Here is a 24,824-nt window from a genome sequence, read left to right as displayed (position 1 = left end):
AGTTCTCCACCTGATGGCCCTGCACTGATTGTTCCGCAGGCCTGTTAATTAACATTTTTTGGCTATCTCAGCCCCACAATTTTTGCGACATCCCAAATCTGGCGCGGCGCTGCCGGAACTTCGCGTCCGAAGATTCTGTCAAACGGCACGCGATAAGCCTGCGCAATGCTGATTGGGGCATCCGTCTTTTGTATGTCCGCCTCGTAGACAGACAAACGATCTGTGACCAAAACCCTACCTTCCACAGGATCGCCCAACTGCGTCTCGCCAGCGACCAGAGGGTCTGACGCCATGCGAACGAAATAGTTGGCCTCGATGTCGGCCGGAGTCGGCATCCGCGCATGTACATAGACCGAAACGCTGCCCGCCACGTATTGATCCTGCAGCTTGTCCTCGGACCAGGCTGGCGGAAAGGCACCCCTGATCAGTTCCGGCGTGATCCGGATTTCATCAAGATCGAAAAACGGGTCAGCTTCGGTTTCGATGGCAATGCGATGTCCCAAGTCCCGGGTCACAGAGAACGGGCGCAGTGTCTCGGGCCAGCTGATCCAGGTGCTGACAGCAAGCCCGGCCAACGCCATTGCGAATGCCGGCGCCGGGGCAGCCTGAACCGGACGCAACCGCCAGAAAACGATCAGTGGAAACAAGATCGCCGGGGCAAAATGATGCGGCAGAATGCGATAGGCCTGAACGTAAAAGAACAGAACATAGGCCACAGTCATCAGCGTCAGTGTTTTGGACAGCGTATCCTGCCAGCGCCAGGCTAGCAGCGCCAAACCGGGCAAAATCCCGCACGGCAACAGCCAGAACAAAAAACGTTGCGTATCAAATATCGTAACAAACCGCAGGCGTCGTAGAATGGCCCCGGTGCTGAATTCACTGGCAGAACCGGTCAGCCCCGTCCTTTCCAACACCAATGCAATCAGGGAACTCAGCGCCACAACCCCAAGAGCGATCAACCCGGCCACAAATACCTGCCGTATCGGCTGAAAGCGGTTCAGCAGAAGGTATGCCATGAGAAAGAAGCCAATCAACAGGATGCCGTTCGGTGACGTGAACAATGCCAGCGTTGAAACAACGGCCATCCATCCGAACCTGTTTTCCGAAAAGAACAGAATGAACCCCAAGACGCCCAGAACGATCAGCGGCTCTCGTGTCATAGGCAGGGCAATGTCGGCGAAATACGGGTTGTAAGATGGATTGAACGCCATCACGAAGGAAAACAAAAGCAAGGCCGCGCTCAACCCAAAAACAGACCAGATGTCAGTGCGATCATTGGGAGAACGGACAAAGGCCAACATCACCCCAAGCAGGATCGACACGCCCGGCAGGTAAGCGAATCGGATGGCAGCTTCGGATGGACCAAACACCCGCATGAAACCCGTTTGCAAGAAAACTTCGGCCATCATTTTCGGGGTTGGGTAACCACCAAGCGGGCCGGATTCCGGCGGCCAGAACGGTAAGCCACGGGCAATAAAAAGGGTCGCGTTTAGAAAGCTATGCGCCCCATCATCATTCAGGGCCTCCCAATAGAATTTGGGCGCCATCAAAAGCAGCACCAGCAAGGGGAGCAGGATCATCCCTGCAACATCCCAGCCCCTGCCCTGAAGGATGTTAGGCACAGGTCTGTTGGCCAACAAAGCAATCCCTGGCAGACACAGCAGCACGATCAGCAGGATGAAAGCAGTTCCCACCAACGGCAGGCCACTGATAGCCTGCACGGCCGCTGCTGCTGCAGGCACGCCAAAAAGAGAGAACGTAAAGCCCTTTAACAGCCAATGCTCGAAACGGTCGTCCGGCGCTGCAATGCCCAGTGCCAAAAGCAGGCCTGGCGCCACCAGAAGCGCCGACGCCGACAGCGTCACCAGCGGCACCCAGACGTACAGAAACAGCGCATCTTGGGCGATGAAATAAGGGGATGGCCCGTCCGCCAGCGCGGTTTTTGCAGCAAGCGTAACGGCTATATCCTGCCCGGTCCAAACAATGCAGACCAGAATTGCCAGCAAGACAAGATATCGAAATTGCTTCACGGTTCCAGTCAATCCGTCGTTTCGAAACTCAGGAGGCTGATCCCCCAAAAACTCCTGCACAGACAGGTGAGCTCTAAAGCTCACCCGCTCATTCGAGTACGGCTTCCTTTCTCAAACGCTCTTTCAGAGATCTTTTTTCGAGGCTTTGCCTCGAATTCCTCGTGGTAGGACCGTTCGACATTAACATCCCAAACATCGTTTTCCTCACCCATGATGTTGCGGGCCGCATACATGGCGGACAACATCGAATGATCCTGGTTGTTATAACGGTGTAGGCCGTTACGGCCGACGGTCTGGAAGTTCTCAAGCGTCTTCAACCAGTCACTGACGGTATCCAGCGCTTCCTTGTATTCGCCATCATAGACCGGATAGGCCTTGGGCTGCCGGATCACGCTAAAGTCTATGACATCCGTCGCTTTGGCCAGGCCCAACTGTTCCAGTTCGTGGCTGGCAAGTTCCCTGAGCTCCTCATCGGAAGACGACCACAGCCCATCCCCCTTCTGACAGAAATACTCCATCCCGATGGACGAGGTATTCTGATCGGGCAGCATTTCCTTGGACCAGGCGCGGAAATTTTGGATGCGCCCGACCTTGACCTTGGGACTGTGGATGTAAATCCAGTTATCCGGGAACGGATCGGCGTGGTCGAGCATCAGGGTCACGATCAGGAAATCGCGGTATTTCAGACGATCCGCAGCCTCGATAACCTCGGGCGGCGGGGGCGGATCAAAGGCATGGATCAGATCGCGCACGGCCATCGAGTTGATGAATTCCTCACCCTCGACCCGCTCGGTTGTTTTGTTACCACTTGCGTCCCATTGGCGCACATCGATCGAGGTGACGCGGTTGCCATCACGGTTCACCTGCACCACTTCGGACCGCATCTCGACGCTGCCGCCCCTTTCCTGGATCAGATCACGGGTTTTTTCCCACATCATGCCGGGACCCAGACGGGGATACTGGAATTCCTCGATCAGGCTGGCTGTGTCATTGGCACCCGAAATCGCGTTCCATACCGCCTTGGGCAGGGACAGGTTCTTGATCCGCTGTGCGGCCCAGTCGGCCCGGATTTCGGACGGTGGAATGCCCCAGACCTTTTTGGTGTAGCTGTGAAAGAAATGCATATAGAGCCGTCCGCCAAAGCGGTTGATCACCCATTCTTCAAAGGTGTCTTCCTGTGGCTTGGGACGCAGCTTCCACTTCACGAAACTGCCGATGATCTTATAGGTCTCATACGGGCCTATGTTGCCAAGAGCGTTGAAGATGCGCAGCGGGTAATCGTAGAATTTGTTGCGGTAGAAGATGCGGCTCAGGCGTTGCACGGTGATGAAATCGTCACCCATCACCTCATGCCACATGTCCTCGACTTCGCGCACTTTTGTGAAAAACCGGTGGCCACCTATGTCGAAACGATAGCCTTTATGGGTTTCGGTGCGTGAAATGCCGCCAACCATGTCCGAGGCCTCGTAGACCTGAGGAACATGCGTCTCACTAAGTTTCTGGAGCTCGTGGGCTGCAGTCAACCCGGCAGGCCCGCCACCGATAATTACGACAGGAACGGTATCTTTTTGCAAATGACTAACACCCGTGTACTCAAAAAAAACTGATAACAAGCTATAAAAAGTTACCAGCAATTCATAACAAAATCCTAATGAGCCTTCAAATAATGAGTGCAGGCTTTTCGCGATGCCGATCCGAGCAGAAAAAATGTAAGCGGCGGCGTCATAATTTTGGACCGCTGACCCCATAAGAGGACACAGCGCAAGAATGCGTGCTTTTGGCACCGGGCCGGTCGCAAACACGCAGCCCAATGCCTGGGTGGACGCAGTGCAAAAGCTCCCGCCGTCACCTCCCAACAATTTGAGTTACATGAACTATTTCCTCAGACCCCGATCGGCTTGAAATACTCTTTCGACTGTTCGGTAAAAGCTTTGGGCATTGTCACAAACGACCTCTTCACCCTCCGGCACCAAAGGGTCTGCTTAGGCAACACGAAGGGCGAAGACACTTTTGTCGCACCTCGGATTCCGATCAGAAAGTCGGTTCAACAATGCCGATCAATTTCCCTCATTGTGCCCCTTTTCAGATCAGTTCTGTTGCAATTACCAAATGCCAAACCTCGCCTCCCGCTGAATCTTGACATGGGCCAGGTGCTCCCGCCTACTGCACTTGGATGTTTATTGGGAACAAGGTCATGACATGACTGGTCAAGGTTCATAGTTCACGATTGATGACTGACCCCTTATCGCAAAGGGAGCAATTTTATGAAGTGTGTTATTTTGGCTGGTGGTTTCGGAACGAGGCTCAGCGAAGAAACCGTCAGAATACCAAAACCCATGGTCGAGATCGGCGAGCGGCCCATCATTTGGCACATCATGAAAATTTATGCGGCTCATGGGATCACCGATTTCATTGTCTGCCTGGGCTATAAAGGCTATATAATTAAAGAATATTTTGCAAATTTCTTTCTTCACAACTCGGATGTGACGGTCGATCTGGCCAATGGCAAGCTTGAGATTGCAAACAGCAAATCGGAACCGTGGCGCGTAACGCTGGTCGATACAGGCGAAGGCAGTCAGACCGGGGGACGGCTACGCCGTGTCATGCATCTGCTCGAAGAGGAAGAGGCTTTTTGCCTGACCTACGGGGACGGTGTCGGCGACATCGATATTCGGGCCGGGATCGATTTTCATCACGCCCACGGCAAGCTTGCAACGGTCACGGCCGTGCCACCGCCCCGCCGCTTCGGACAATTAGAGATGCAAAGCAATCGGGTCCTGAACTTTTCCGAAAAACCTGTCGGGGATGGCGGTTTGATCAATGGCGGTTTTTTTGTGCTTTCACCCGAAGTGGAAAAATACCTTGGCGATGACAAGACCATCTGGGAGCGCGGCCCCCTGATGAACCTGACACGCGATGGTGAGTTGATGGCCTTCGAACATAAAGGCTTCTGGCAGCCTATGGATACCATTCGCGAGCGTCAGGAACTTGAGGAACATTGGGCCACAGGCAACGCGCCGTGGAAAATATGGGAATGACTGCGGCCGCATTTTCAGGCCGAAGGGTGCTGGTGACCGGACATACCGGTTTCAAGGGTGCCTGGCTGGCGACCTGGTTGGCCGAGGCGGGTGCAGAGGTGACCGGATACGCCCTGCCCCCCGAGACCAACCCCAACCTCTGGGCCTTATTGGATCAGGGCAAAATCCGATCTATCACCGGTGATCTGAATGACCGTGCGATGTTGGATCGGCTGGTCGCGGAAACCGACCCTGAATTCGTCTTTCACCTGGCCGCGCAATCCCTGGTACGGCGGTCTTACCGCATGCCGGTTGAGACCTTTGCCACCAATGTTCTGGGTACGGTTCAGCTTTTGGATGCCTTACGAGCAGTGTCCGGCTTGCGGGCTGTGGTGGTCGCCACGTCTGACAAGGCCTATGAAAATGTCGAACAGGTCTGGGGCTATCGTGAAACCGACCCGATGGGCGGGCATGATCCTTATTCTGCCTCGAAGGGCGCAACCGAAATAGCCACCGCAGCGATGCGGCGCAGCTATTATTCACCCGATGCCGCAGATCCGCATCCGGCCGGGATCGCCAGCGCGCGCGCCGGTAATGTCATCGGCGGCGGCGACTGGGCCGAGGATCGGTTGGTTCCAGATATCGTACGCGGTTGCCTGAGCGATGAGGGGCGCGTCGTGTTGCGCCACCCCGGTGCAATCCGACCCTGGCAACATGTTCTGGAACCTCTCCGTGGTTATATGATGCTGGCTCAAAAGCTCGAACAGAATGACGCCTTTGCTAAAAGCTGGAACTTTGGCCCCGAGCGCGATGACGAGCGCCCGGTGCTGGATGCGGCACAGGCCATCATCACCGCGCTTGGACAAGGCCGGATTGAAATCGATACCCCCGCGGACACCCCGCACGAGGCCAATATGCTCCGGTTGGATGTCTCACAGGCGCGCACATCGCTTGGCTGGCGTCCGGTCCTGAGCTTTGAGGATACCGTCAGGCTGACGGCAGACTGGTATGCGGGCTGGGCCCATGGCACCTCGGCAACCGAGCTGTGTCACACCCAGATTGCTGAATTCGAAACACTGAGCATGAGACAGGTATGACCGGTACTACCCATCCCACCTGCCGCCATTGCGGCGCCTCTCTTGAGATGACGCTTGTCGATCTCGGGCTGTCTCCGTTGGCCAATTCCTATGTCGATCCCGCCCGTGCGAACAAGCCAGACCCGGCCTATCCGCTGCACGCCCGCGTCTGCACCAGTTGCTGGCTGGTACAGGTGGACGATGTTGTCCCCGCGGAAGAGATATTTTCCACCGATTACGCCTATTTCTCCAGCTTCTCGGACAGCTGGCTGGCCCATTGCCGGGATTACGTGGAAAAAATGGTCAAACGGTTCAGCCTCGGGTCGGACGACTTGGTGATCGAGATCGCATCGAATGACGGGTATCTGCTGCAGTATTTCGTCGAAAAGTGCATTCCGGTGCTGGGGATCGAGCCATCGGGCAATGTCGCTGCTGCCGCTGAGGAAAAAGGTGTGCGCACGCTGGTCGATTACTTTGGCGAGGCGCTGGCCCAAAAGGTTTCTGAAACCGAGAAACCGCCGTCGCTGATCGCCTCGGCCAATGTTCTGGCGCATGTGCCCGACATCAACGATTTCGTTGCCGGCATCGCCACCCTGCTGTCAGATGATGCGGTTTACACGGTCGAGTTTCCACATCTTCTCAACCTGATCAAAAGTGTGCAGTTCGACACGATCTATCACGAGCATTATTCTTACCTGTCGCTGCTGGCGGTCGAGAAGATCTTTGCCAAGGCGGGCCTACGCGTGTTCGATGTCGAGGAACTGCCGACCCATGGCGGATCACTGCGGGTCTATTCCTGTCTCGAAGGTGCCAACCATCCCGAAGGTATTGGTGTGGCAAAGGTCCGCGCCGACGAAGCGGCCGCACAACTTGATCGGCCCGAAGGCTATATGGGTTTCACCGGTCAGGTCGAGGCGCTGCGCGACGGGCTACTCGCCTTCCTGCGCGAGGTTAAAGCCCGCGGCGACACCATCGCCGCCTATGGTGCCGCAGCCAAGGGCAACACGCTGTTGAACTATGCCGGGATCGGCCCCGATCTGATTTCCTACTGCGTCGACCGTAACCCGGCCAAGCAGAACACCCTGCTGCCTGGCAGCCATATCCCCGTGCACGGGGTCGAGACGCTGCGCGCGGCACCACCCAATTACGTGCTGATCTTGCCGTGGAATATCCGCGAGGAAGTCACGGATCAGCTGGCCGACCTCAAAGCCCACGGGACCCGGTTCGCAACTGCCGTGCCCGAGGTCAGGATCAGCTGATGGCACGGGTTCTGCTGACCGGCGCAACCGGCCTGATCGGGCGCGCGACGGCCGCGGCTCTGACAAAGGCGGGCCATGAGGTGGTGACGCTGGGCCGGAACCCGGCCAGCGACATCCCCTGCGATCTGCTGGACCCCGATGCGACGACCAAAGCCCTTGAAACAGCCCGCGCCAGCCATCTGGTTCATCTGGCGTGGCATGACGGACCGCGCGACCGCTGGACCTCTGGGGCCAATCTGGACTGGATGGCGGCCACACTGCATCTGGTGCGGGGCTTCGCGCGCGCAGGCGGCCAGCGCGCGGTCTGCGCCGGAAGCTGCGCTGAATATGACTGGTCAGTTGCGGAGCTGACCGAAACAAGCCCCCTCCAACCCCGCACCCTGTATGGGGCAGCCAAGGCCGGGACCGGTCTGGCGCTGTGTAAGGGACAGGATGCGCTTGGCTTGTCTCTGGTCTGGGCGCGTATCTTTTTTGTTTACGGATCAGGTGAGCCGCCGGGACGGTTGCTTGGCGATCTGATCTCAAACCTGCGGGCCGGTCAGCCGGTGGACTGTACCGACGGGCTGCAGGAGCGGGATTTCCTGCATGTGGACGATCTGGCCCGCGCGCTGTTACGGCTGCTGGAAACCGATGTGACCGGCGCGGTCAATGTTGCCAGCGGTACCGCAATCCCGGTGCGGGACCTGATCGCAGAGGTCGCGAACCAGATGCACCGCCCCGATCTGATCCGGCTGGGCGCAATCACCCGCGCACCGGACGACCCGAACCGGCTGACCGCAGACGTGACCCGGTTGCGAGACGAGGCCGGTTTTGAGCCGCAGCATGACATGGCTTCAGGAGTGGCTGACATTCTCTGGGCCGAAGGGGGAACACTGTGAAAAAACTGCTTGTTCCCCGAAGGAAATCCTTCATGCGTTTTGCTTTGGTCGGAGTGTTGAATACAGGGTTTGGCTATGCGCTCTTTGCCGTGCTCAACCTTTCCGGGCTGCCACCGCAAGTCGCACTGGTCATCTCATTTTCCGTCGGTGTTTTGTGGAATTTCATGACCCATGCCCGGCTTGTGTTCTATTCCGGCGGTTTGGGACGCCTGCCTTATTACGTACTGTCCTACCTGATTGTGTACGCCTTCAATGCCCTGACATTGGAAGGCTTGCTGTCACTTGGATTGCAGCCGATCATCGCGCAAGGGCTGATTGTTCTGCCCGCCGCCGTTCTGGCTTTCATCGCCATTTCGCGAGTGCTGACCGACCGATTCCCCTGGCAGCAGCAGGTCTGACAGGCTGGCCTTGTGCCAGAGTTCTCAGCCTTCGCGAACATGTCTCGGGATCGGACCCTCGCCTACTCGGCTTCCCCCAGATAGATAACATCGCGCCCGGGAAAGGCCGCGATCACGGCTGCGTTCTGCTCGGCCCCCAGATCGCGCAGGAAGATCGGCTTGTTGGGCGGCAGGAACGGATCGTTGAGGTAAAGCGCGGACCCGATATTGCGTTGCGAGGACACAAACACCAGCGCGTTCCCAATATCTTCGGCCTGCGCCATCCGTCTTACGTCGCCGGAATAGTTGCCATAGTCCTGATATTTCGAAACACCGCGCCATGTGGTGAAGCTGACGACCGAGACCGCGCATAACAACAGGACAACACCACCCAGACGACCGCGGTATTTTTCGGGCAGGCGGCGGCGGACCTCTTCAATCCCGGCCCCAGCCAGAACCAGCGTCGGCAGCGCCGCCGTGTACCAGTATCGCGGGCCGATATAGAACCCGCCGATAAACCAATAAAAGAACAGTGCGCCGATGATGGTGACGACAACCAGAAGCATCGCCCAGTCGAACTTAGTCAGGCTGTTGCGCCAGAGCAGGGCAACCCAGATCGGTATGAGTGATCCGAAAACCCAGCCCAGAAGCTCTATATTGAGCGCCGCAAACCCGTGCAGCATGTTCACCAGCCCTTCCAGCGGGCTGTGACCGGGCCACGTGTCGAGCGCGCCAAAGTCTTTCGCGGGCGGCCCGACGGTTGGGCCGAACCCAAAGGCATTGCCGGTTTCCCCCCAGATGCGGACGAAGTAATCCGCCTGTGGCGTCAGCAGAATCTGCCCGGTGAAGGCGTAATTGAACAACAGGAAGGTTGACCCGGACAGCACCCCGCCCACGGCATAGGTCGTGACCTGCCCGAATCCGGTAGGAAGGCGGCGCAGCAGCCACAGGCCCGCCAGGCCCCCTACGATTACCCCGTCGAGTGGCCGGATCACAAAAACCCAGCCCAGGGCCAGCCCGGCAACAAACGTCAATGCAACACTGCGCAGCGTCGATCCCGGCCCCACCCGCAAAAGGCACCACAGGCCAACAAGAATCATGAAGACTGTCGCCGAATGCGCCATCAAAGACGCGCCCACGGCCAGAACCCATGGTGAGGTCGCCATCAGCAGGGCCACCAGATCGGCACGCTCCTGACTGACAGTGCGCCGCAGGATGTCATGGGTCAGCCAGACCGAGGCCCCTGTCAGCAGCGGGTTGATCAGCCAGGGTGCCCCTATGAGCACACCGATGGACAGGATCGCAGACCAGCCCGGCGCAAAGACCGAGAGCCATCGGTCATCCCGAATATCGAGCAGGAAATACTCCAGAGCAGGCTGGGCGGCCTCGGGTGGTGCCGGGCTCCATAGGGCGCCGCTGGCAAAGATACGGGCCTGGAAAAGATAACACAGTTCATCTTCCACATGCGGCACACGATCAAAGGCCGTCCAGGCGAGTGCCGCGCTGGCCAAAGTGGCGAAGATGGCTAGGCCGGATACCGGAAGGCGCGGGGCTTGATCGGGGCCCGAAACCGTGAAAATCGCAACCAGCGTGGCGATCTGGACAAGAGACAGAACACCTCCGACGCCGATCTGCATCCCGAAGGCGGTATAGTAGCCATAGTTGATGTAAGGTGTCGCCGAAACGCTGAAGCCCGCAATCAGAACCACCAACAAGGCCAGGCGGAACCCCCCTGCCTGCGCAAAAAGAACATGCATTGCCGCCCGACCGGCAGGGCGTGTCAGAACGAAAAACGTCAGGCCCGCCTGCCCGGCCAGTATCGCCAGCATGATCAGGTTTTCAGGCGGGTCTGCCGAAATTTCGAGCCTTGGAAACCAAAGCGGCTGCGTCAGCCACAGCCTAGCCGTGCTGCCCAAAAGCAACGCTGCCCCCAAAAGGCCGAACAGCAATTGCCCTCGAGACCAAAACACAGCCAGCAAAAGCACCGCCGCCGTAGTCATCGCGGCAAACCAGATTCGCATCTCGGTCAGCGTGGCATTCGTGACCGTAGGCCCCTCGGCCCAAACCGGCCCTGCGCATGCCCACAGGGCAAAAGCAACACCCCACCATCGCAGCGGAACCAAACAAGCCCTCATACCGTATGCTCATCTTTGATCATTGCCGGATCCCGGGCGGGACCTTCGATGTTGATACGTTCTTGTTCGGTAACAATCGGCCCGCCTCGGACCTGATTGTGGATCGAAGTGATATATTCTCCCAGCATCCCGATAAACAGCATCTGGATCCCCGAAAGGAAAAACAGCGACACGATGATGGTTGTGGTCCCGCGCGGCGCCCGATCCGGATCGAGAAAATACATCACTACGGCAAACAGAGAAAACAGAATGCAGCTTATGGCAATCACCAGCCCGCTGATCGTACAGAACCGCATTGGCGCCCGTGTGAAAGAGAAAAGTGCATTCAAAGCCTGATCGGTCAGCGCCATCAGGTTGTGTTTAGACAGGCCTCTTTTTCGGGCCCGCCACACATACGGGACGATGATCCTGCGAAAACCGCAGCTTGCGATAATACCACGGATATACGGATAGTGATCGTTATGGGACAGCACCGCATTCAGAACCTTGCGGTCGATCAGCTGAAACTCTCCGACCGAAGGCTCCAGCCAAACATCGGATAAACCATTGATAATATAGTAAAAAATTCCACGGGCCCTGCGCATCAGGAACCCTTCTTCCCGGGTGCTGCGCGCGCCAGCCACCACGTCATACCCGCTTTCCCAAAGCTCGACGAATTCAGGAATCATTTCGGGCGGGTCCTGCAGATCGACAGGCAGCATGACAATGACACCGTCGCCGGTCGCATAGCGCAATCCGTTGAAGGTAGACCGGAACACCCCGAAATTGCGGGCATTCACAACGACCTTCACATCCTGATCTTTTTCAGCAATTTCCCGCAGAATTTCCACGGTCCTGTCGCTTGAGGCATTGTCGATAAAAATGTGCTCTCGCCTGTAACCAGGCAAATCCTTGTCGAAGATCGCTTTAACAGTTTCGTAGCAATCCACCACGTTGTTTTCTTCGTTAAAGCACGGTGAGACAATAGAAATGGTTTTCATATCATATCTTTGCTTAACATCTACAAACACCGGTTACCCACCGCCGGTTCGGTCACACTTGTATCATCCTGTGCCATTGCAGATTCGCGCAACAGCCAATCTGCTGGAATGTTTTAAAACGCAGTGTGCTTGCCGCCACAGCTCCGCCCTATTTAGCAGGGTGCGACACAGGATATACCGAAAGCTCTTGCTTCCTTCTTTTCGACCCAGTTTTTTGCGTTAATGTCATCAGAAGCTATTAGCCAATTGTGTTCACATGACTCGTAAAATTCGTAATCAATTATTCAGGCTTCACACTTGGCTTGGTTTATATCTATCGGTCTTTTTCACCTTCATGTTTCTGACAGGCACACTGCTTGTGGCCGGGTTCGAGCTTGAATCCATAGGCCGGCCCGCGATCTGGACTTCTGCCGCGGAAGAGGAGCGTACAGCAAGCTTTGGCGACATCTATGAGGGGATTAAAACCGCGCACCCCGAAGGCGATGCTTTCGTGATCCTCAAACGCCCCGCCTCCTGGTTTGTGGACCGTACGTTCGGACGCACAGGGTGGGGCGAGCGTGTCAGTTACTGGACAGACCCCACCACAGGCACCGTCGTCTATGAAACAGGCGATCCCGGGTTCGCTGGCATTCTTGCCGGGCTTCACGATACGTTCCTGACCGACAACAGGATCGTCTTCATTCTTTTTAGCGCAACGTCGATCCTGCTGCTGTTTCAGATGGTCAGCGGGCTGATCACCTATCGGCGGTTCTGGAAAGGGTTTTTCAGATGGCCCAACAGCGCGGGTGGACTCAGATCCTGGGCGGGCGGGGCCCATCGGCTGACGGCGCTCTGGGCAATACCACTGGTTTTTGTGACGGCCATAACCAGCTTTTTCTTCCTGCTGGGCGGTCTGGGAATCGAAGGGGATAAACTAAAGTTCCAACCCCCTGCCCCGCGCGAAACCGCCCTGCCGGCCGGGTTTGACGGAGCCGTCATCGATCAGGCCGAGGCAAATGCACGCGACGCCCTGCCAGGTTTTGATCCGGCCATCCTTACCATTCCCGGCGGTAAAGCCGGCAGTCTGAAATTCATCGGACAGCATCAGGATTTCTCTGGTCTTCGCGGCCAGAGCACCGTGGCCATAGATCCGCTGACGCTGGAGGTTCTCAACATCTACACGCCAGCTGATTTCAGGGGCCTCTCTCGTCTGGATCACTTGATGGAGGTGCTTCATTACGGGCTTTGGGGCGGCACATTCTCAATGGTGCTCTGGATTGTTCTGGGGCTGGTGGCCACAGGCCTCGCCTTTACCGGGTCGCTCATCTATGCGGCCCGTCTGGCCCCTGCAGGCTCAGTGGGTGGTTTGTGCATGCGCATCTGGAGTAGCATGGGTTTTTTGCGCTGGATCTATCTGTTGTTGCTACTGGGCATTCTCGCTGTTGTATATTGGCGCGTGAACCCGGACGCTTATGTGCAGTCCAGAGTAAACCCCGTTGATGCCGCCATCAGAACGGCACATCTAGTCCTGTATGAACCACTGAGACGCGATACCCCGATCGAGATCGAATTGCGGATCGGCGCACCGGATGTCAGCACAGCTCTGGTTGCGATCAACGGCGCTGCGGCGCAGCCGGTTGATCTGACCCGAGACGGAGACAAAGCTTTGGGCCAGTTCAAGTTTGACCCCCTCGAGACGGGAAACGAGGTCATCGCTTATCTGAAAAAACCAGATGGCGCTGAACAGAAGGTCACGTTCCGAATGGGCAGCCCCATCTGGTAATCTCACACCCGGGCGGCCAGCGCCTTGAGCACTGCGAACCTGCCTCGCATCGTCGCAAAGGCGAGGCAGGTGTAAATCACCACACCCGTCACGATGCCCACGGCCAGACGTACGATGTTTGCCTGATCGCCCAAAAGCACCAGACATCCCGCAACGCCCGCCGCCATGATCCCCGCCGCGCTCAGGGGCAAGGCATGCAGCGACGCCAGCCTGAGCGCAGGCTGCCCCGAGATCCTTGCCAGATTTGCGAATTTGAACGGCCACATGATCAGAAAGACGGCGATAAAGGCTGTTGTGACGACCGACACGCCATACGGGGCGGTAACCGTGATCGCAATGGCCGCAAGCACCACCTCGATCCATGACAGCACGGCCAGCCTGCCTGGCTGACCAGACGCCAGGCAGAATGTCTGCTGCACCCTTTCGGTGCAGAGATACATTCCAAAAACGGACATCAGGCTCAGAACCGGCGCGGCCGGAATCCACTTCTGTCCAAACAGCAGAACCAGCACCGGCTCCGACAGAACCGCCAATCCGGCAAAGGCCGGAAAGGTCACGAACCCGGTCAGGCGCATGACATCCAAAAGCATCTCGGACGCCTTGCCGCCCCCGCGCGTCACCGCCGCAAAAGCGGGCTGCGAGACCATGCGCAATGGCGTGATGGTCAGGAACGACGCCGTTTCCACAACCCGCCAGGCAACCGCGTAATACCCGGCTGAGACCGGACCCAGCATCGCCCCGATCAGAACCGCAGGGGACTGCACCGCCACCAATTCGGCCGCGCGCAGCCCGATGACCCGGTGACTGAAATGCAGAACCTGCCGGATCTGATGCCCCGAGACGTGAAAACTCGGCCGCCACGATACGGCCCCCCAGGCCATCACGATATTGGTGGCGGTCATCGCCACCCGCTGACCAACCAGGCTCCAGACCCCGTAGCCCGCAAGGGCCATTCCGATCCCGACAGCCCCGCCAACGATGGCCCCAAGCACCGCGCGCAGGGCAAGAACACGAAACCGCATCTCGCGCCGCAACAGCGCCACCGGCACCGCCGTGAGCGAAATCATCAGCACCGTTGGCGACAATCCAATCAGCAATTGCCCGGCAATCGCTTCGTCATAAAAGGTCGATACCGGCCCCGCACCCAGAATGATCAGCACGGTCAGACAAGCCCCCAGAAGCGCCAGCAGCCAAAAGACCGAATTCAGCCGTTCGGGCGTCAGCGTGTCATGGGTCAGCAAAATCTCGGATATGGTTTCGCGGACCAGAAATTCGGAAAACAGGACAAAGGCGGCGGCCATTGCCACCAGGCCAAAGGCCTCGGCCCCAAGCAACCGCGCAAGAATGGCGATGATTATGAAATTGAATGCCTGTTCGGCCCAGACGCCAACGGACATCCAGGCAACGCCGCTGGTGAAACGCCGCCCCCGCGACATCAGAATCCTTCCCACTGCCCTACTGCCGCACGAAACCGCCGACATTCTGAAGTGTAGCGTAGCGGTTCAGAAACAATGCTGTCGAGACCACCCATCCTTCTTTGGCGCTGCGGCCAACCAGCTTCCATTCTCAAAACCCCTCGGACAATAGTCGTGGACATTGGGCATATCCTGCCAACGTCTCAATATTTCGCCAACGGGCACCGGGGCTGTACAGCAAGAGTTTCAAGTCACTTAAGGATCAACCGGACGGTCAGGTCATTATTGATCTTATTTTGGAAACAATATCTTCGTAACCTCGTGGTTAAAAAACATCCGTGTTTATCAGAAAACCCACGATTAATCCGCCCGACCCGGCAGGGAAAACCAAAGCCATGACCGCCATTTTTGAATTACAGGGTAGGATTACAACAAGGTGGCGTAAAATGCGGCAAGTGACACGCGGGACTTGATGTTAGAAAAACCGAATTTGGTCAAAATTATTGTCTATATTCAGCTTGTCTGTGTTTGAATACTATAGGCAGCGAAGGGAATTGAGCCCGTCACACCCTGAACAGCATGCATGCCAAACGGGGCAGAATACATATTAAGTACGCAAAGGGATTTCATTTTCATGAACAAGGTTGCCGAGCAGATCACCCCGGACAACATCCCAACCGGCGCGCCGGATACTTCTGGCATGAGCCTGAGCGTGGTCATCCCTGCCTATAACGAAGAAAACGCCGTCCGTGGCACTGTTGAAGATGTGCGGGCCCATCTCGAACCGCTGGGCATTCCGTACGAGATCATCGTGGTCGACGATGCCAGCCAGGACAACACCCGCGCCGAGGCCGAGGCCAGCGGTGCAACCGTCACCTTCAACGATGTCAATTCCGGATACGGTGCCAGCCTCAAACGGGGCGTGCGGATGGCACAGTATGAATATGTGGCCATCCTTGATGCTGACAGCACCTATCCGGCGCGTTACCTGCCGGGCATGCTGGCCATGTGCCGCGATCAGGACATGGTGGTGGGCGATCGGGGCGCCGCAATGAAGAACGTGCCGCTGCTGCGGCGGCCGGCCAAGAAGTTCCTGTTCGCCTTTGCCTCATTCCTGGCCGAGCGCAAGATCAACGACCTCAATTCCGGGCTGCGTGTGTTCCGCAAATCCGAGCTGATCCCGTTCCTGCCACTGCTGCCACAGAATTTCTCGTTCACCACCACGATCACACTGTGCATGACCTCGAATGGCAAGCGGATGATCTATACGCCGATCGAATACGGTAAGCGGGTGGGTAAATCGAAAATCCGACCGATCGATTTTCTGAACTTCATCATCCTGATCCTGCGCATCAGCACGTTGTTTAACCCGCTGCGGGTGTTCATCCCGCTGGGGCTGGCGTTTTTCACTTTGGGCACGGTTAAGTTCATTATCGACATGTTCTACTGGAACCTCAGTGAAACGGCGGTGTTCTCATTCCTGGCGGCGATCATGATCTGGTCGTTGGGGTTGATTGCCGACATGATTTCGCGGCTGCATCTCAGACCTTGATATGAGCGGCGGCATGCTTTCCGATCCAACTCAACGGCGCTGGCTGATCCGGCTGGCCGGGTCGGCTTTGGTGCTGGCGATCCTGTTCTGGATCCTTCCGGCCGAGGCCATCGTGGCGGCATTCAAGGCAATCCCGATCTGGGTGTTCCTGAGCGTACTGGTCCTGTTCCTGTTGGCCCATGTGGGTGCAGCGCTGAAATGGTGGCTGCTGCTGGGCCGCGGGCTTTCGCCCCTGCTGGCTGTCCGGGCGCATTTTGCTGGTCTGGCTGCCAATCTGTGCCTGCCGGGCGCGATTGGGGGCGATACGGTGCGCGCCGGGATGGCACAAGCGGCAATGAAAGACGGGGCGCGGGTCGTCGCAGGCGCAACCGTGGATCGGCTGATCGACATGGTGGCCTTGTTGACCTTGTCCTGCCTTGGGCTTGTCCTGACATGGGAACGGGCCGAGGGCGGACATATGATCTGGCCTGTGGCGCTGGTCTTGCTTGCGGCGCTGGCGGGTATGGTCGCATTGCCGCGCCTGCTGCCCCTGCCTTGGCGCTATGTCCCGTCTCTGCCTGGTAAGGGCTTTGCGCGTCGTCTGGCCGATGCGCTGACCGGGTTGGGCCGCAAGCCCGGCACGCTGGCGGCGGCCTTTATCGCGTCGGTTTTGATCCAGTTGTTGTTGGTCATGCTGGCCTGGTGGCTGGCCATCGCGGCGGGTGTCGATGTGGCAACCGGGCCGTGGATATTTGCCTGGCCGCTGGCCAAGATTATCGCAGTTCTGCCGGTGTCGTTGAACGGGCTGGGCCTGCGCGAGGCCACGCTGGCGGGCTTTCTGGCCCCCTTTGGTGCCAGCGCGCCTGCCGTCGTGGCAGCCGGGCTGGTCTGGCAGATTGTTCTGTTTACAGCGGGCGGGTTTGGCGCGCTGGTTCTGACAATGTCCGGGATGCGGTTTAGCGCTCCGGCGAATTCCCAAAAGGAAGAGTGCAAGTGACGGATGTTTCCCGGCCAACAGGCGAGGATAAGCCTGAAATCATCATACTCGGTGCCGGACCCGCTGGTCTGGCCGCAGCATACGCCCTGACCGGGCAGGCAAAGGTGACCGTGATCGAACGCGCACCCATTGCAGGCGGCAATTCGGCCTCGTTCCCGGTCGAAGGCGTGATTTGCGATTATGGCTCGCACCGGTTTCACCCTGCGGCAGAGCCTGAGGTGCTGCAGGATGTGAAAACGCTGTTGGGTGACGATCTGCTGCTGCGCCCGCGCCATGGGCGTATCCGGCTGGGCGGCAAATGGATTCACTTCCCGCTGAAACTGACCGACGCGCTTATGCGCCTGCCCAAGCCCTTTGCCGCGTCACTGATCGGGGACATGGTGCTGAAACCCTTTCGCAAGAAAAGCACGGGCCCCGAGACATTCTCGACCGTGCTTTATGACGGGTTGGGGCCAACGATTTCGGACAATTTCTATTTCCCCTACGTGCGCAAACTCTGGGGGCTGGATCCGGAAAAGCTGGCCGTCAAGCTGGCCGAGCGCCGGGTCGGCAGCGGTTCGGTCGGCAAGATCCTGATGAAGATGCTGCGCCTGGTGCCTGGGCTGCGCAGCGAAACCGCCGGGCGATTTTTCTATCCGCGCAAAGGGTTCGGACAAATCTCGGACGCAATGCTTGAAAGCGCGCGCACAAATGGCGCCACCTTCATGTTCAACACCGAAATCACTGGGATTGACCGCGACGGCGACCGTATCACCGGGTTGACGATCCGCGACGGCGACAGCGAGCGGCATGTGACCGGCGATCTGATCCTGTCGACCATTCCGCTGACCGGGTTGACGCGCCTGATCGACGCCCCTCCGCCGGAAGTGGTCGAGGCCGCCCGCGCCATCCGGTTTAGGGGCATGATCCTGCTGTATCTGGTGCTGGAGACAGATCAGTTCACCGAGTTCGACGCGCATTACTTCCCGGAACTGTCGATCCCGATCAGCCGGATGTCAGAACCCAAGAACTATAACGCCAGTGGCGCGCCGAAGGGCGTGACCGTGCTGTGTGCCGAACTGCCCTGCGACCCGGATGAAAAGTGGTGGTCCATGTCCGACGAAGAACTGGGGCAGGAGTTCACCAAATGGCTGGACCAGTTGGGCCTACCGGTTACTGTCCCAGTCCGTCGCTGCGAAACCCGGCGGCTGAGCCACGCCTATCCGGTTTACGATGTAGGATACGAGGCGCGGTTCGATACGGTTGATCAGTGGCTCTCGAATCTGGACGGATTGCTCGTATTTGGTCGGCAGGGTTTGTTCGCCCATGACAACACCCACCACGCCTTTGCCATGGCCTATGGCGCGGCGGATTGCATCAACGATACGGGTCAGGTCGACCGCGCGAAATGGAATAAATATCGCGATGTCTTTGCCACACATGTGGTGGAAGACTGACCATGACCGCCTGGCAGGCCGATATCCTGATGTATCACTCGATCTCGGATGCGCCGGGGCCAACTTCGATCACGCCCGAAGTGTTCAAGGCTCAGATGCAAGCGTTGGCAGACTCGGGCCTGCCGGTGGTCACACCCGATGCGCTGGTCAACCCGTCGCCCCCCCGCGTAGTCATCATCAGTTTCGACGACGGGTTTGAAGATTTCGCTGATACCGCCTGGCCCATTCTGCGCGATCATGGCTTCTGCCCCATCGTCTATCTGCCCTCGGGCCTGATGGGCGGGATGGACCACTGGGTCGGAGGTAACATCCCGCCCCGCCCCCTGATGGATTGGGACAGGGTTGAAACCTTGGCAGGGGAAGGCGTTTGCTTTGGGGCCCACAGTGTCAACCATTCTGATCTGACCAATTTGGATTCGCTTATGCTAGAAGAGGAAGTAAGTGGATCCGGTCAGGACATTGCCGCACGGCTGGGCCAGCCTGTCAGACATTTCGCACCGCCTTATGGCGCATCGAATAACAGCGTGCTCAGACAGATCGCGCAGCATTACGACACTTCGGTCGGCACCAGGCTGGGCGTGGCCAAGGCAGGGGACGATATCCACGATCTGCCCCGGCTCGAGATGTTTTATTTTACCGACATCGCCCGTTGGAAAGCGCATTTGGAAGGGCGCGGCAAAGCCTATCTGACGGCGCGCAAGACAATGCGAAGGGTGCGCGCGGCAATACGCGGGCAACCGTGGTGAACAGATTTTCCGCCTGCGGCTATAGCCGGATGCGCAGCGCGGGTTATACGATCCGGTAGATTGGTTTTCAACAAGTAACAGGTACGAACAAATGCATATTCTGGTTACCGGTGGCGCCGGGTTTATAGGCTCTCATCTGACGGAACAGCTGATCCGGGATGGCCACACGGTCACGGTCTTTGATGATCTTTCGACCGGACGGCTGGCAAATCTGACCTCGGTTGCGGACCACCCGAATTTCACATTCACCGAAGGCTCAATTCTGGATCGCCAGATGGTCACCGATCTGGTTCGTCCGGCTGACGTCGTTTTTCATCTGGCCGCCGCCGTTGGCGTCAAACTGATCATGGATGAGCCCAGCCGATCGATCCTGACCAATGTTGCGGGTACCGAGAATGTTCTGGATGCGGCGCTGCCAAACAAGACCTATACATTTGTCGCCTCTACATCCGAGGTTTACGGCAAAAGCGCGAAGTTTCCGTTTCAGGAAGACGACGATCTGACCATTGGGGCCACGCGCAACCTGCGCTGGTCCTACGCCTGTGCCAAAACGCTGGATGAGTTTCTGGCGCTGGCCCATGCGCGCGAATCCGGTCTGCCAGTCACGGTTCTGCGGTTTTTTAACACCACCGGGCCGCGACAGACGGGCCGCTATGGCATGGTGTTGCCGAATTTCGTGAAAGCCGCGCTGGAGGGTGCGCCCCTGATGGTGCATGGCAGTGGCGAGCAGTCGCGTTGCTTCGGTCATGTGGCCGATGTCGTCAAGGCATTGGGGTTGCTGATGAACGCGCCACAGGCAAAAGGCGAGGTGTTCAATATCGGCTCGAACGAAGAAGTCACAATCCGCGCTTTGGCTGAAAAGGTCATTGAACTCACCGGGTCCAACTCGGAAATCCGCTATGTTCCCTATGACGCGGTATATCCCGAAGGGTTCGAGGATATGCAGCGCCGGCTGCCCGATGTGTCAAAGCTGGAGCGCGTCACTGGATTCCGCCCGATGCGCACGCTGCAGCAGACTATCGAAGATATCATCACTGAAATGCAGGCCCCGGTTTCCGCATGAGCCGTCAGGTTCCCATCTGTGACTGATCTGGTGATCGGCTCCGGGCCGTCCGGCGTGTCTGTGGCCATGGCTTTGCTGAACCGGGGGCGTCAGGTTCTGATGCTGGACCCGGGCGGCAGGCTGGAGGCCCCGGCGCAGGACCGCCGTGACAAGCTTGCGGCTTCGGATCCCGACACCTGGTCTGTTGATGACCAAAAAAAATGGCAGGCCCCGCAATTCGACACACCGCCCGGGCAGGTGCGCCGGTTCGGGTCGGATTTCGCCATGGTGCCGGGGGCCGACACGCTGGTGTCGCCGGACCAGATCGGCTTGCGCGCCTCGCACGCCACAGGCGGGTTGTCCAACCTTTGGGGCTCGGCGGTTTTGCCCAACCGCGCCGAGGATATAGCCGAATGGCCGATTGGAATTGAGGACCTGTCACCGCATTACCGGGCCGTCGCTGAGTTCCTTCCAATAAGCGGTCGACAGGACGATTTGCAGGCTCTGTTTCCCGTGCTTGCGATGCGGGATCGGGTGCCGCTGAACCCGTCCCCACAGGCGCACCAGATGTTGCAGCTGATGGAGCAACAGGAAAGCGGCCTGTCAGAATTGGGGGCCCATATCGGGATGTCCCGATTGGCCGTTGATCCCGGCTGCCAGTATTGCGGCCAGTGTCTGCATGGATGCCCTTGGGGCTACATTTATTCCGCCCAAAAAACACTCGATGACTTGCGCCAACACTCTGCGTTTCAATACCGCACCGGTCTGGTCCATCGGTTCGAAGAACATGCCGAACACGTCACTGTGACGCTGGACAATGGCGAAAGCCTGAAAGCGACCCGCGTCTTTATCGCCGCCGGGGTTTTGGAGACGGCGCGTCTGCTTCTGACCTCATCGCCAAAGCCAACCACCAGTTTGCAGTTACAGGACAGCCAGCATTTCTTTCTGCCCAGCCTGCATCGCTGGCGTACTTCGCGCCGTCCGGACCAAAGGCCCTATCACACCCTGCCGCAGATATTCATAGAACTGAACGCCCCCGAGGTCTCGCCCCATCTGGTCCACGCTCAGGTCTACACATGGAACGAGTTCTACGCCCATGACCTGATCAACAGTTATGGTTCAAAACTGCCCGGTTCTGCCCCTTTATGGCGGATGCTCGCGCGGCGGTTGATCGTGGCGCAAGCCTTCCTGCATTCGGCCCATTCTTCCAGGATCAACCTGACACTGGCCACCGACGGGCGGCTTCTCTCGACTGTGAACCACAATGACGAAACCGAAACGGTTATGGCGCGGGCTACCTTTCGACTGGCACAGGTCATGAAGCTGGCGGGGCTTATTCCGCTGACTTTTGCCCGCCGTCCAGGTGATGTTGGGTCAAGCTTTCACGTGGGTGGCTCGGTTCCCATGGCCATAGCGCCCAGTGCGGGGCAATCCGACATCCTCGGGCGACCCAAAGGGTTGTCACGGGTACATCTTGTTGACGCCTCAAGCCTGCCCAGCATCCCGGCCACAACCATCACCTTCTCGGTCATGGCCAATGCCCATCGAATTGGCACGCTCGCCCCCTGACATTTGCCTTATGGCTTAATCCAACTCCCGGACAAGACGAATGACATGTCCATAGCCCCGATTGTAGTGATGTGGTCCGACACGAAACCCGGATCGGCTCTGCCAGTCTTGTGAAAACGATCCTCCACCACGCATTGCCCGGAATTCACACGCGTCCCCCACAAGTGGAGAGCCGTCGATCTGCACGGGATCATGATAGGATTCATAACAATCCTCGACCCATTCGAAGCCGTTGCCATGCATGTCATAAAGCCCAAAATCATTGGGCGGATGCAGGCCCACTGGCGCCATCGTGCGCGCGGGCCAAATAGAAGAGCAATTGATGCAGACAGCATTGTTTTTCCCCACTTCATCGCCCCAAGGGAACCGCGTCACGGATCCGGCCCGGGCGGCGTATTCCCATTCCGCATCCGTCGGCAAACGGTAAGTGTGCCCAGTCTTGGCGCTCAGATATTCGGCGAAAGCTTTTGCATCGCTCCATTCTGTCGGCGTCATGGGCTGGTCGTCGCGATAGCCTGTCTCTAATTCAGGAAAATACGGCTCGCGCCCGGTGATCGCGAACCAGTCCGGATCTTCCTGCGCCTGTTTCCATTGCCCATACGTGATCTCATAGCGGGAAAACGCCACCGGGCGCGGGATGCGAGCCAGACGCCTTGGACCTTCCCGGTTGGCATGTTTCAGCTGTTTCCGAAGGGGCTTGTAAATAAACAGATGCGCATAACGCCCCTTTTCGAAGACCGGAGAGCCGAGCAGAAAGTAGCCCGGAGGAACCTCGACCAGTTCCGGACATTCAGCGCAATCCTGGAAAACACGACCAGATGTAACCAGGTGATAGCCAGGCTGGCGCAATGGAAGAAACTGGGCCGTTACAAAAAGCGCGGCATGTTGCAGAAGTGATAGGTCGGGCTCAGGCAGTTGTTCATACTTTTCTGTCGCCCGCATGGAGAATTCAAGATCACGCAACGCCGTGTTTGCGACCACGACCAGCAAGAGTAACCCGGCCAGTATAACGAAGATCACCAACACCCCGGACAACATGATCCAAAACAGCCGCCGCATCCATCGAACAACTCGCCCCAGAAGCGAACCGGTCGACGGGTAGGGCGTTCTCTCAGATTTCATTAGAAAACCCTTCCTGATCACTCAGAACCCTGACGGAGGCTTGATGCGTGGTTCCAACCTCGAAAGCACCAGCCTCTAATGCCTGAGCCAACGCACGGTCGCCTTTGCCGTGCGCCGCGCGGGCCAATGCGGCTCCGTAAGCCTCAAGCACCGAGGTCTCATGCCAGATATCCAAGAAAGCTTTGCGCGCGGCGGTTCCCTGCCCTACGCGCCGGTCCGGCTGATGTTGCAAGTTGCGCATTGCCGCGATCAGTTCGTCCTCGGTTTCAAAAAGAGATCCTCCCCCTGCCCGCTCAACGATCTCGGGGAACGGACCCAACCGGCGGGCAATTACCGGAGTTCCCAATCGGAAACTCTCGATCAGGATGATGCCAAAAGTCTCATAGCAAACCGAGGGTACGATCAGCCCGATGGCTCCGCGGTAATAAGCGTTGAGTTCTTCCAGCGTCTTGCGGCCCAAGAATTTGATCCGGTCATTGCCTGCAGCCTGTTTCTTTAACTCATCCGCATAGTCACCGTCGCCCAGGATCAGCAGATCGGCATCCGGATAGCGGTCAAAGGCCGGAAACACATCTTGCAACCCTTTAATCTTTTCCAGACGTCCGACGAACAGGAAATAGGGGCGCTCATGGGCCGCTGGTTCTGGCAGGGCGCTCTGATCGAGATCGGGCAGGAAATAGGGCAGCACCTGCATGTCTTGCCGCAGACCGAATTCGCGATGTTTGGCGCGGCTGAATTCGCTTTTTGCAATGATCAGATCCATATGATCCAGCGCCCGGTCCAGCGCGCCGGTATAGCGCCACAGCTGCGGCGGACGTTTGTGATTCAGCACGCAGCGTAGGCATTGGCGCGCGTCACACAGCTCGCGCCCATGCCGCCACAGAACATGGGTGGGGCAGACCAGCCAATGCTCGTGCGCCTCATAAACTTTTAGCCCCTCACCCATCGGCAACAGGCCGGGTCCTCCGATCAGGGATGTATTGTTGTGCCAGATGATATCCGGTTTCCGTTCGGCCAGTATCTCGCGGATGCGGGCTGCGTGTACAACAGGTCGGCCCAGCTGCTGGGTCAGCAGGTTCGACATCATGCCATTGCGGCTGCGCAGCCCGATCCGCCGGACCCCATCAGGGGCGCCCTCGGGCTGTGGCTTTCCGCCCAGGATCAAATAGCTGTCCTCGTCATGCACCACCGTCACGTCGTGACCCCGTGCCACAAGCGCCCGGGCCATGCGCTGAATCCCTACAGCGTCACCTCCGAAGGAATACGGCGGGTAAAATGTGGTGAACATCAAAATGCGCAACGATTGCATGTAAAATATACCAGGTTACCAATGACTCTCCGGTATCAAACACGATCCCTGTGACAATCGAAAGGCACAAGCCACGCGGGCAACCGGCTCACCACCGGTGTTGCGGGCATGCTGCAAACACATGCAGGCCGTCACAGGCTGTG

19 protein-coding genes are annotated in these 24,824 nt (G+C 57.9%); 12 read left to right on the top strand and 7 right to left on the bottom strand.

Features of this window, described 5'->3' with window-relative positions; translation table 11 throughout:
* Positions 1–62 precede the first annotated feature (62 nt).
* Together ACR0JB_RS20295 and ACR0JB_RS20290 are read right to left on the bottom strand one after the other, a co-directional pair.
* Entirely contained in the window at positions 63–2,030 is a 1,968-nt protein-coding gene (locus ACR0JB_RS20295; RefSeq protein WP_480790243.1) for a hypothetical protein, read from the bottom strand.
* A gap of 80 nt (positions 2,031–2,110) precedes the next feature.
* Positions 2,111–3,604, bottom strand: coding sequence for an NAD(P)/FAD-dependent oxidoreductase (locus ACR0JB_RS20290; RefSeq protein ID WP_254437483.1), 1,494 nt, complete (start codon positions 3,602–3,604; stop codon positions 2,111–2,113).
* A 690-nt stretch (positions 3,605–4,294) separates the two neighbouring features.
* Here ACR0JB_RS20290 and rfbF point away from each other — a divergent pair.
* The 5 genes from rfbF to ACR0JB_RS20265 are packed head-to-tail and all read left to right on the top strand — an operon-like array spanning position 4,295 to position 8,658.
* The gene (gene rfbF / locus ACR0JB_RS20285) at positions 4,295–5,068 is read left to right on the top strand and encodes a glucose-1-phosphate cytidylyltransferase (RefSeq protein WP_170399727.1); all 774 of its coding nucleotides are present in this window, start codon (positions 4,295–4,297) and stop codon (positions 5,066–5,068) included.
* Complete coding sequence (gene rfbG / locus ACR0JB_RS20280; RefSeq protein ID WP_170399725.1) at positions 5,065–6,144, top strand: CDP-glucose 4,6-dehydratase; 1,080 nt, start codon at positions 5,065–5,067, stop codon at positions 6,142–6,144. The genes rfbF and rfbG overlap by 4 nt, the downstream gene beginning before the upstream one ends.
* The gene (locus tag ACR0JB_RS20275) at positions 6,141–7,382 is read left to right on the top strand and encodes a methyltransferase domain-containing protein (RefSeq protein ID WP_480790242.1); all 1,242 of its coding nucleotides are present in this window, start codon (positions 6,141–6,143) and stop codon (positions 7,380–7,382) included. Before rfbG ends, ACR0JB_RS20275 begins: the two co-directional genes overlap by 4 nt.
* Positions 7,382–8,260 carry an NAD-dependent epimerase/dehydratase family protein gene (locus ACR0JB_RS20270; protein WP_480790241.1) on the top strand — a complete coding sequence of 293 codons (879 nt, stop codon included), beginning with the start codon at positions 7,382–7,384 and terminating at the stop codon, positions 8,258–8,260. The genes ACR0JB_RS20275 and ACR0JB_RS20270 overlap by 1 nt, the downstream gene beginning before the upstream one ends.
* Positions 8,261–8,292: 32 nt before the next feature.
* On the top strand, positions 8,293–8,658 hold the full coding sequence (locus ACR0JB_RS20265; RefSeq protein ID WP_170399716.1) for a GtrA family protein: 366 nt from the start codon (positions 8,293–8,295) through the stop codon (positions 8,656–8,658).
* Between the two features lie 62 nt (positions 8,659–8,720).
* Here the strand turns inward: ACR0JB_RS20265 and ACR0JB_RS20260 are convergent, their stop codons facing one another.
* Positions 8,721–10,772, bottom strand: coding sequence for a hypothetical protein (locus ACR0JB_RS20260; RefSeq protein WP_170399713.1), 2,052 nt, complete (start codon positions 10,770–10,772; stop codon positions 8,721–8,723).
* Positions 10,769–11,752, bottom strand: coding sequence for a glycosyltransferase (locus ACR0JB_RS20255; protein ID WP_170399710.1), 984 nt, complete (start codon positions 11,750–11,752; stop codon positions 10,769–10,771). Before ACR0JB_RS20255 ends, ACR0JB_RS20260 begins: the two co-directional genes overlap by 4 nt.
* A 256-nt stretch (positions 11,753–12,008) precedes the next feature.
* Between ACR0JB_RS20255 and ACR0JB_RS20250 the strand changes: the two genes are divergently transcribed.
* Positions 12,009–13,514 (top strand): PepSY-associated TM helix domain-containing protein, encoded by a 1,506-nt coding sequence (locus tag ACR0JB_RS20250; RefSeq protein WP_170507715.1) that lies wholly within the window; start codon positions 12,009–12,011, stop codon positions 13,512–13,514.
* Between the two features lie 2 nt (positions 13,515–13,516).
* Here the strand turns inward: ACR0JB_RS20250 and ACR0JB_RS20245 are convergent, their stop codons facing one another.
* Positions 13,517–14,965 (bottom strand): lipopolysaccharide biosynthesis protein, encoded by a 1,449-nt coding sequence (locus ACR0JB_RS20245; RefSeq protein WP_480785886.1) that lies wholly within the window; start codon positions 14,963–14,965, stop codon positions 13,517–13,519.
* Between the two features lie 598 nt (positions 14,966–15,563).
* Between ACR0JB_RS20245 and ACR0JB_RS20240 the strand changes: the two genes are divergently transcribed.
* From ACR0JB_RS20240 to ACR0JB_RS20215, 6 genes are all read left to right on the top strand, one after another.
* Positions 15,564–16,481, top strand: a complete 918-nt coding sequence (locus ACR0JB_RS20240; protein WP_170350091.1) for a glycosyltransferase family 2 protein — start codon at positions 15,564–15,566, stop codon at positions 16,479–16,481.
* Between the two features lie 13 nt (positions 16,482–16,494).
* The gene (locus ACR0JB_RS20235) at positions 16,495–17,457 is read left to right on the top strand and encodes a lysylphosphatidylglycerol synthase transmembrane domain-containing protein (RefSeq protein WP_170399702.1); all 963 of its coding nucleotides are present in this window, start codon (positions 16,495–16,497) and stop codon (positions 17,455–17,457) included.
* A complete protein-coding gene (locus ACR0JB_RS20230; protein WP_170399698.1) occupies positions 17,454–18,893 on the top strand; it encodes a protoporphyrinogen/coproporphyrinogen oxidase in 1,440 nt (479 codons plus the stop codon). Before ACR0JB_RS20235 ends, ACR0JB_RS20230 begins: the two co-directional genes overlap by 4 nt.
* Before the next feature lie 2 nt (positions 18,894–18,895).
* On the top strand, positions 18,896–19,639 hold the full coding sequence (locus ACR0JB_RS20225; protein ID WP_170399695.1) for a polysaccharide deacetylase family protein: 744 nt from the start codon (positions 18,896–18,898) through the stop codon (positions 19,637–19,639).
* 91 nt (positions 19,640–19,730) lie between these two features.
* The gene (locus ACR0JB_RS20220; RefSeq protein ID WP_170399693.1) at positions 19,731–20,702 is read left to right on the top strand and encodes an NAD-dependent epimerase/dehydratase family protein; all 972 of its coding nucleotides are present in this window, start codon (positions 19,731–19,733) and stop codon (positions 20,700–20,702) included.
* Positions 20,703–20,720: 18 nt separating this feature from the next.
* Entirely contained in the window at positions 20,721–22,250 is a 1,530-nt protein-coding gene (locus tag ACR0JB_RS20215; RefSeq protein WP_170399689.1) for a GMC oxidoreductase, read from the top strand.
* Positions 22,251–22,265: 15 nt separating this feature from the next.
* On the opposite strand, the gene ACR0JB_RS20210 is transcribed toward ACR0JB_RS20215, so the two are convergent.
* Both ACR0JB_RS20210 and ACR0JB_RS20205 read right to left on the bottom strand, forming a co-directional pair.
* A complete protein-coding gene (locus ACR0JB_RS20210; protein ID WP_170399686.1) occupies positions 22,266–23,372 on the bottom strand; it encodes a formylglycine-generating enzyme family protein in 1,107 nt (368 codons plus the stop codon).
* Entirely contained in the window at positions 23,362–24,660 is a 1,299-nt protein-coding gene (locus ACR0JB_RS20205) for a glycosyltransferase (protein ID WP_302478599.1), read from the bottom strand. Before ACR0JB_RS20205 ends, ACR0JB_RS20210 begins: the two co-directional genes overlap by 11 nt.
* Positions 24,661–24,824 lie beyond the last annotated feature (164 nt).

This window comes from Ruegeria sp. BI7 (assembly GCF_056537925.1).
The sequence above is the reverse complement of the archived record's forward strand: the minus strand, read 5'-3'. Positions and strand labels throughout refer to the sequence as shown.

What these genes read in the sequence shown, in the direction of transcription:
- rfbF (WP_170399727.1), top strand. Translation starts at nt 4,295, where the DNA reads ATGAAGTGTGTTATTTTGGCTGGTGGTTTCGGAACGAGGCTCAGCGAA.
- rfbG (WP_170399725.1), top strand. Translation starts at nt 5,065, where the DNA reads ATGACTGCGGCCGCATTTTCAGGCCGAAGGGTGCTGGTGACCGGACAT.
- ACR0JB_RS20275 (WP_480790242.1), top strand. Translation starts at nt 6,141, where the DNA reads ATGACCGGTACTACCCATCCCACCTGCCGCCATTGCGGCGCCTCTCTT.
- ACR0JB_RS20270 (WP_480790241.1), top strand. Translation starts at nt 7,382, where the DNA reads ATGGCACGGGTTCTGCTGACCGGCGCAACCGGCCTGATCGGGCGCGCG.
- ACR0JB_RS20265 (WP_170399716.1), top strand. Translation starts at nt 8,293, where the DNA reads ATGCGTTTTGCTTTGGTCGGAGTGTTGAATACAGGGTTTGGCTATGCG.
- ACR0JB_RS20260 (WP_170399713.1), bottom strand. Translation starts at nt 10,772, where the DNA reads ATGAGGGCTTGTTTGGTTCCGCTGCGATGGTGGGGTGTTGCTTTTGCC.
- ACR0JB_RS20255 (WP_170399710.1), bottom strand. Translation starts at nt 11,752, where the DNA reads ATGAAAACCATTTCTATTGTCTCACCGTGCTTTAACGAAGAAAACAAC.
- ACR0JB_RS20250 (WP_170507715.1), top strand. Translation starts at nt 12,009, where the DNA reads ATGACTCGTAAAATTCGTAATCAATTATTCAGGCTTCACACTTGGCTT.
- ACR0JB_RS20240 (WP_170350091.1), top strand. Translation starts at nt 15,564, where the DNA reads ATGAACAAGGTTGCCGAGCAGATCACCCCGGACAACATCCCAACCGGC.
- ACR0JB_RS20235 (WP_170399702.1), top strand. Translation starts at nt 16,495, where the DNA reads ATGCTTTCCGATCCAACTCAACGGCGCTGGCTGATCCGGCTGGCCGGG.
- ACR0JB_RS20225 (WP_170399695.1), top strand. Translation starts at nt 18,896, where the DNA reads ATGACCGCCTGGCAGGCCGATATCCTGATGTATCACTCGATCTCGGAT.
- ACR0JB_RS20220 (WP_170399693.1), top strand. Translation starts at nt 19,731, where the DNA reads ATGCATATTCTGGTTACCGGTGGCGCCGGGTTTATAGGCTCTCATCTG.
- ACR0JB_RS20210 (WP_170399686.1), bottom strand. Translation starts at nt 23,372, where the DNA reads ATGAAATCTGAGAGAACGCCCTACCCGTCGACCGGTTCGCTTCTGGGG.
- ACR0JB_RS20205 (WP_302478599.1), bottom strand. Translation starts at nt 24,660, where the DNA reads ATGTTCACCACATTTTACCCGCCGTATTCCTTCGGAGGTGACGCTGTA.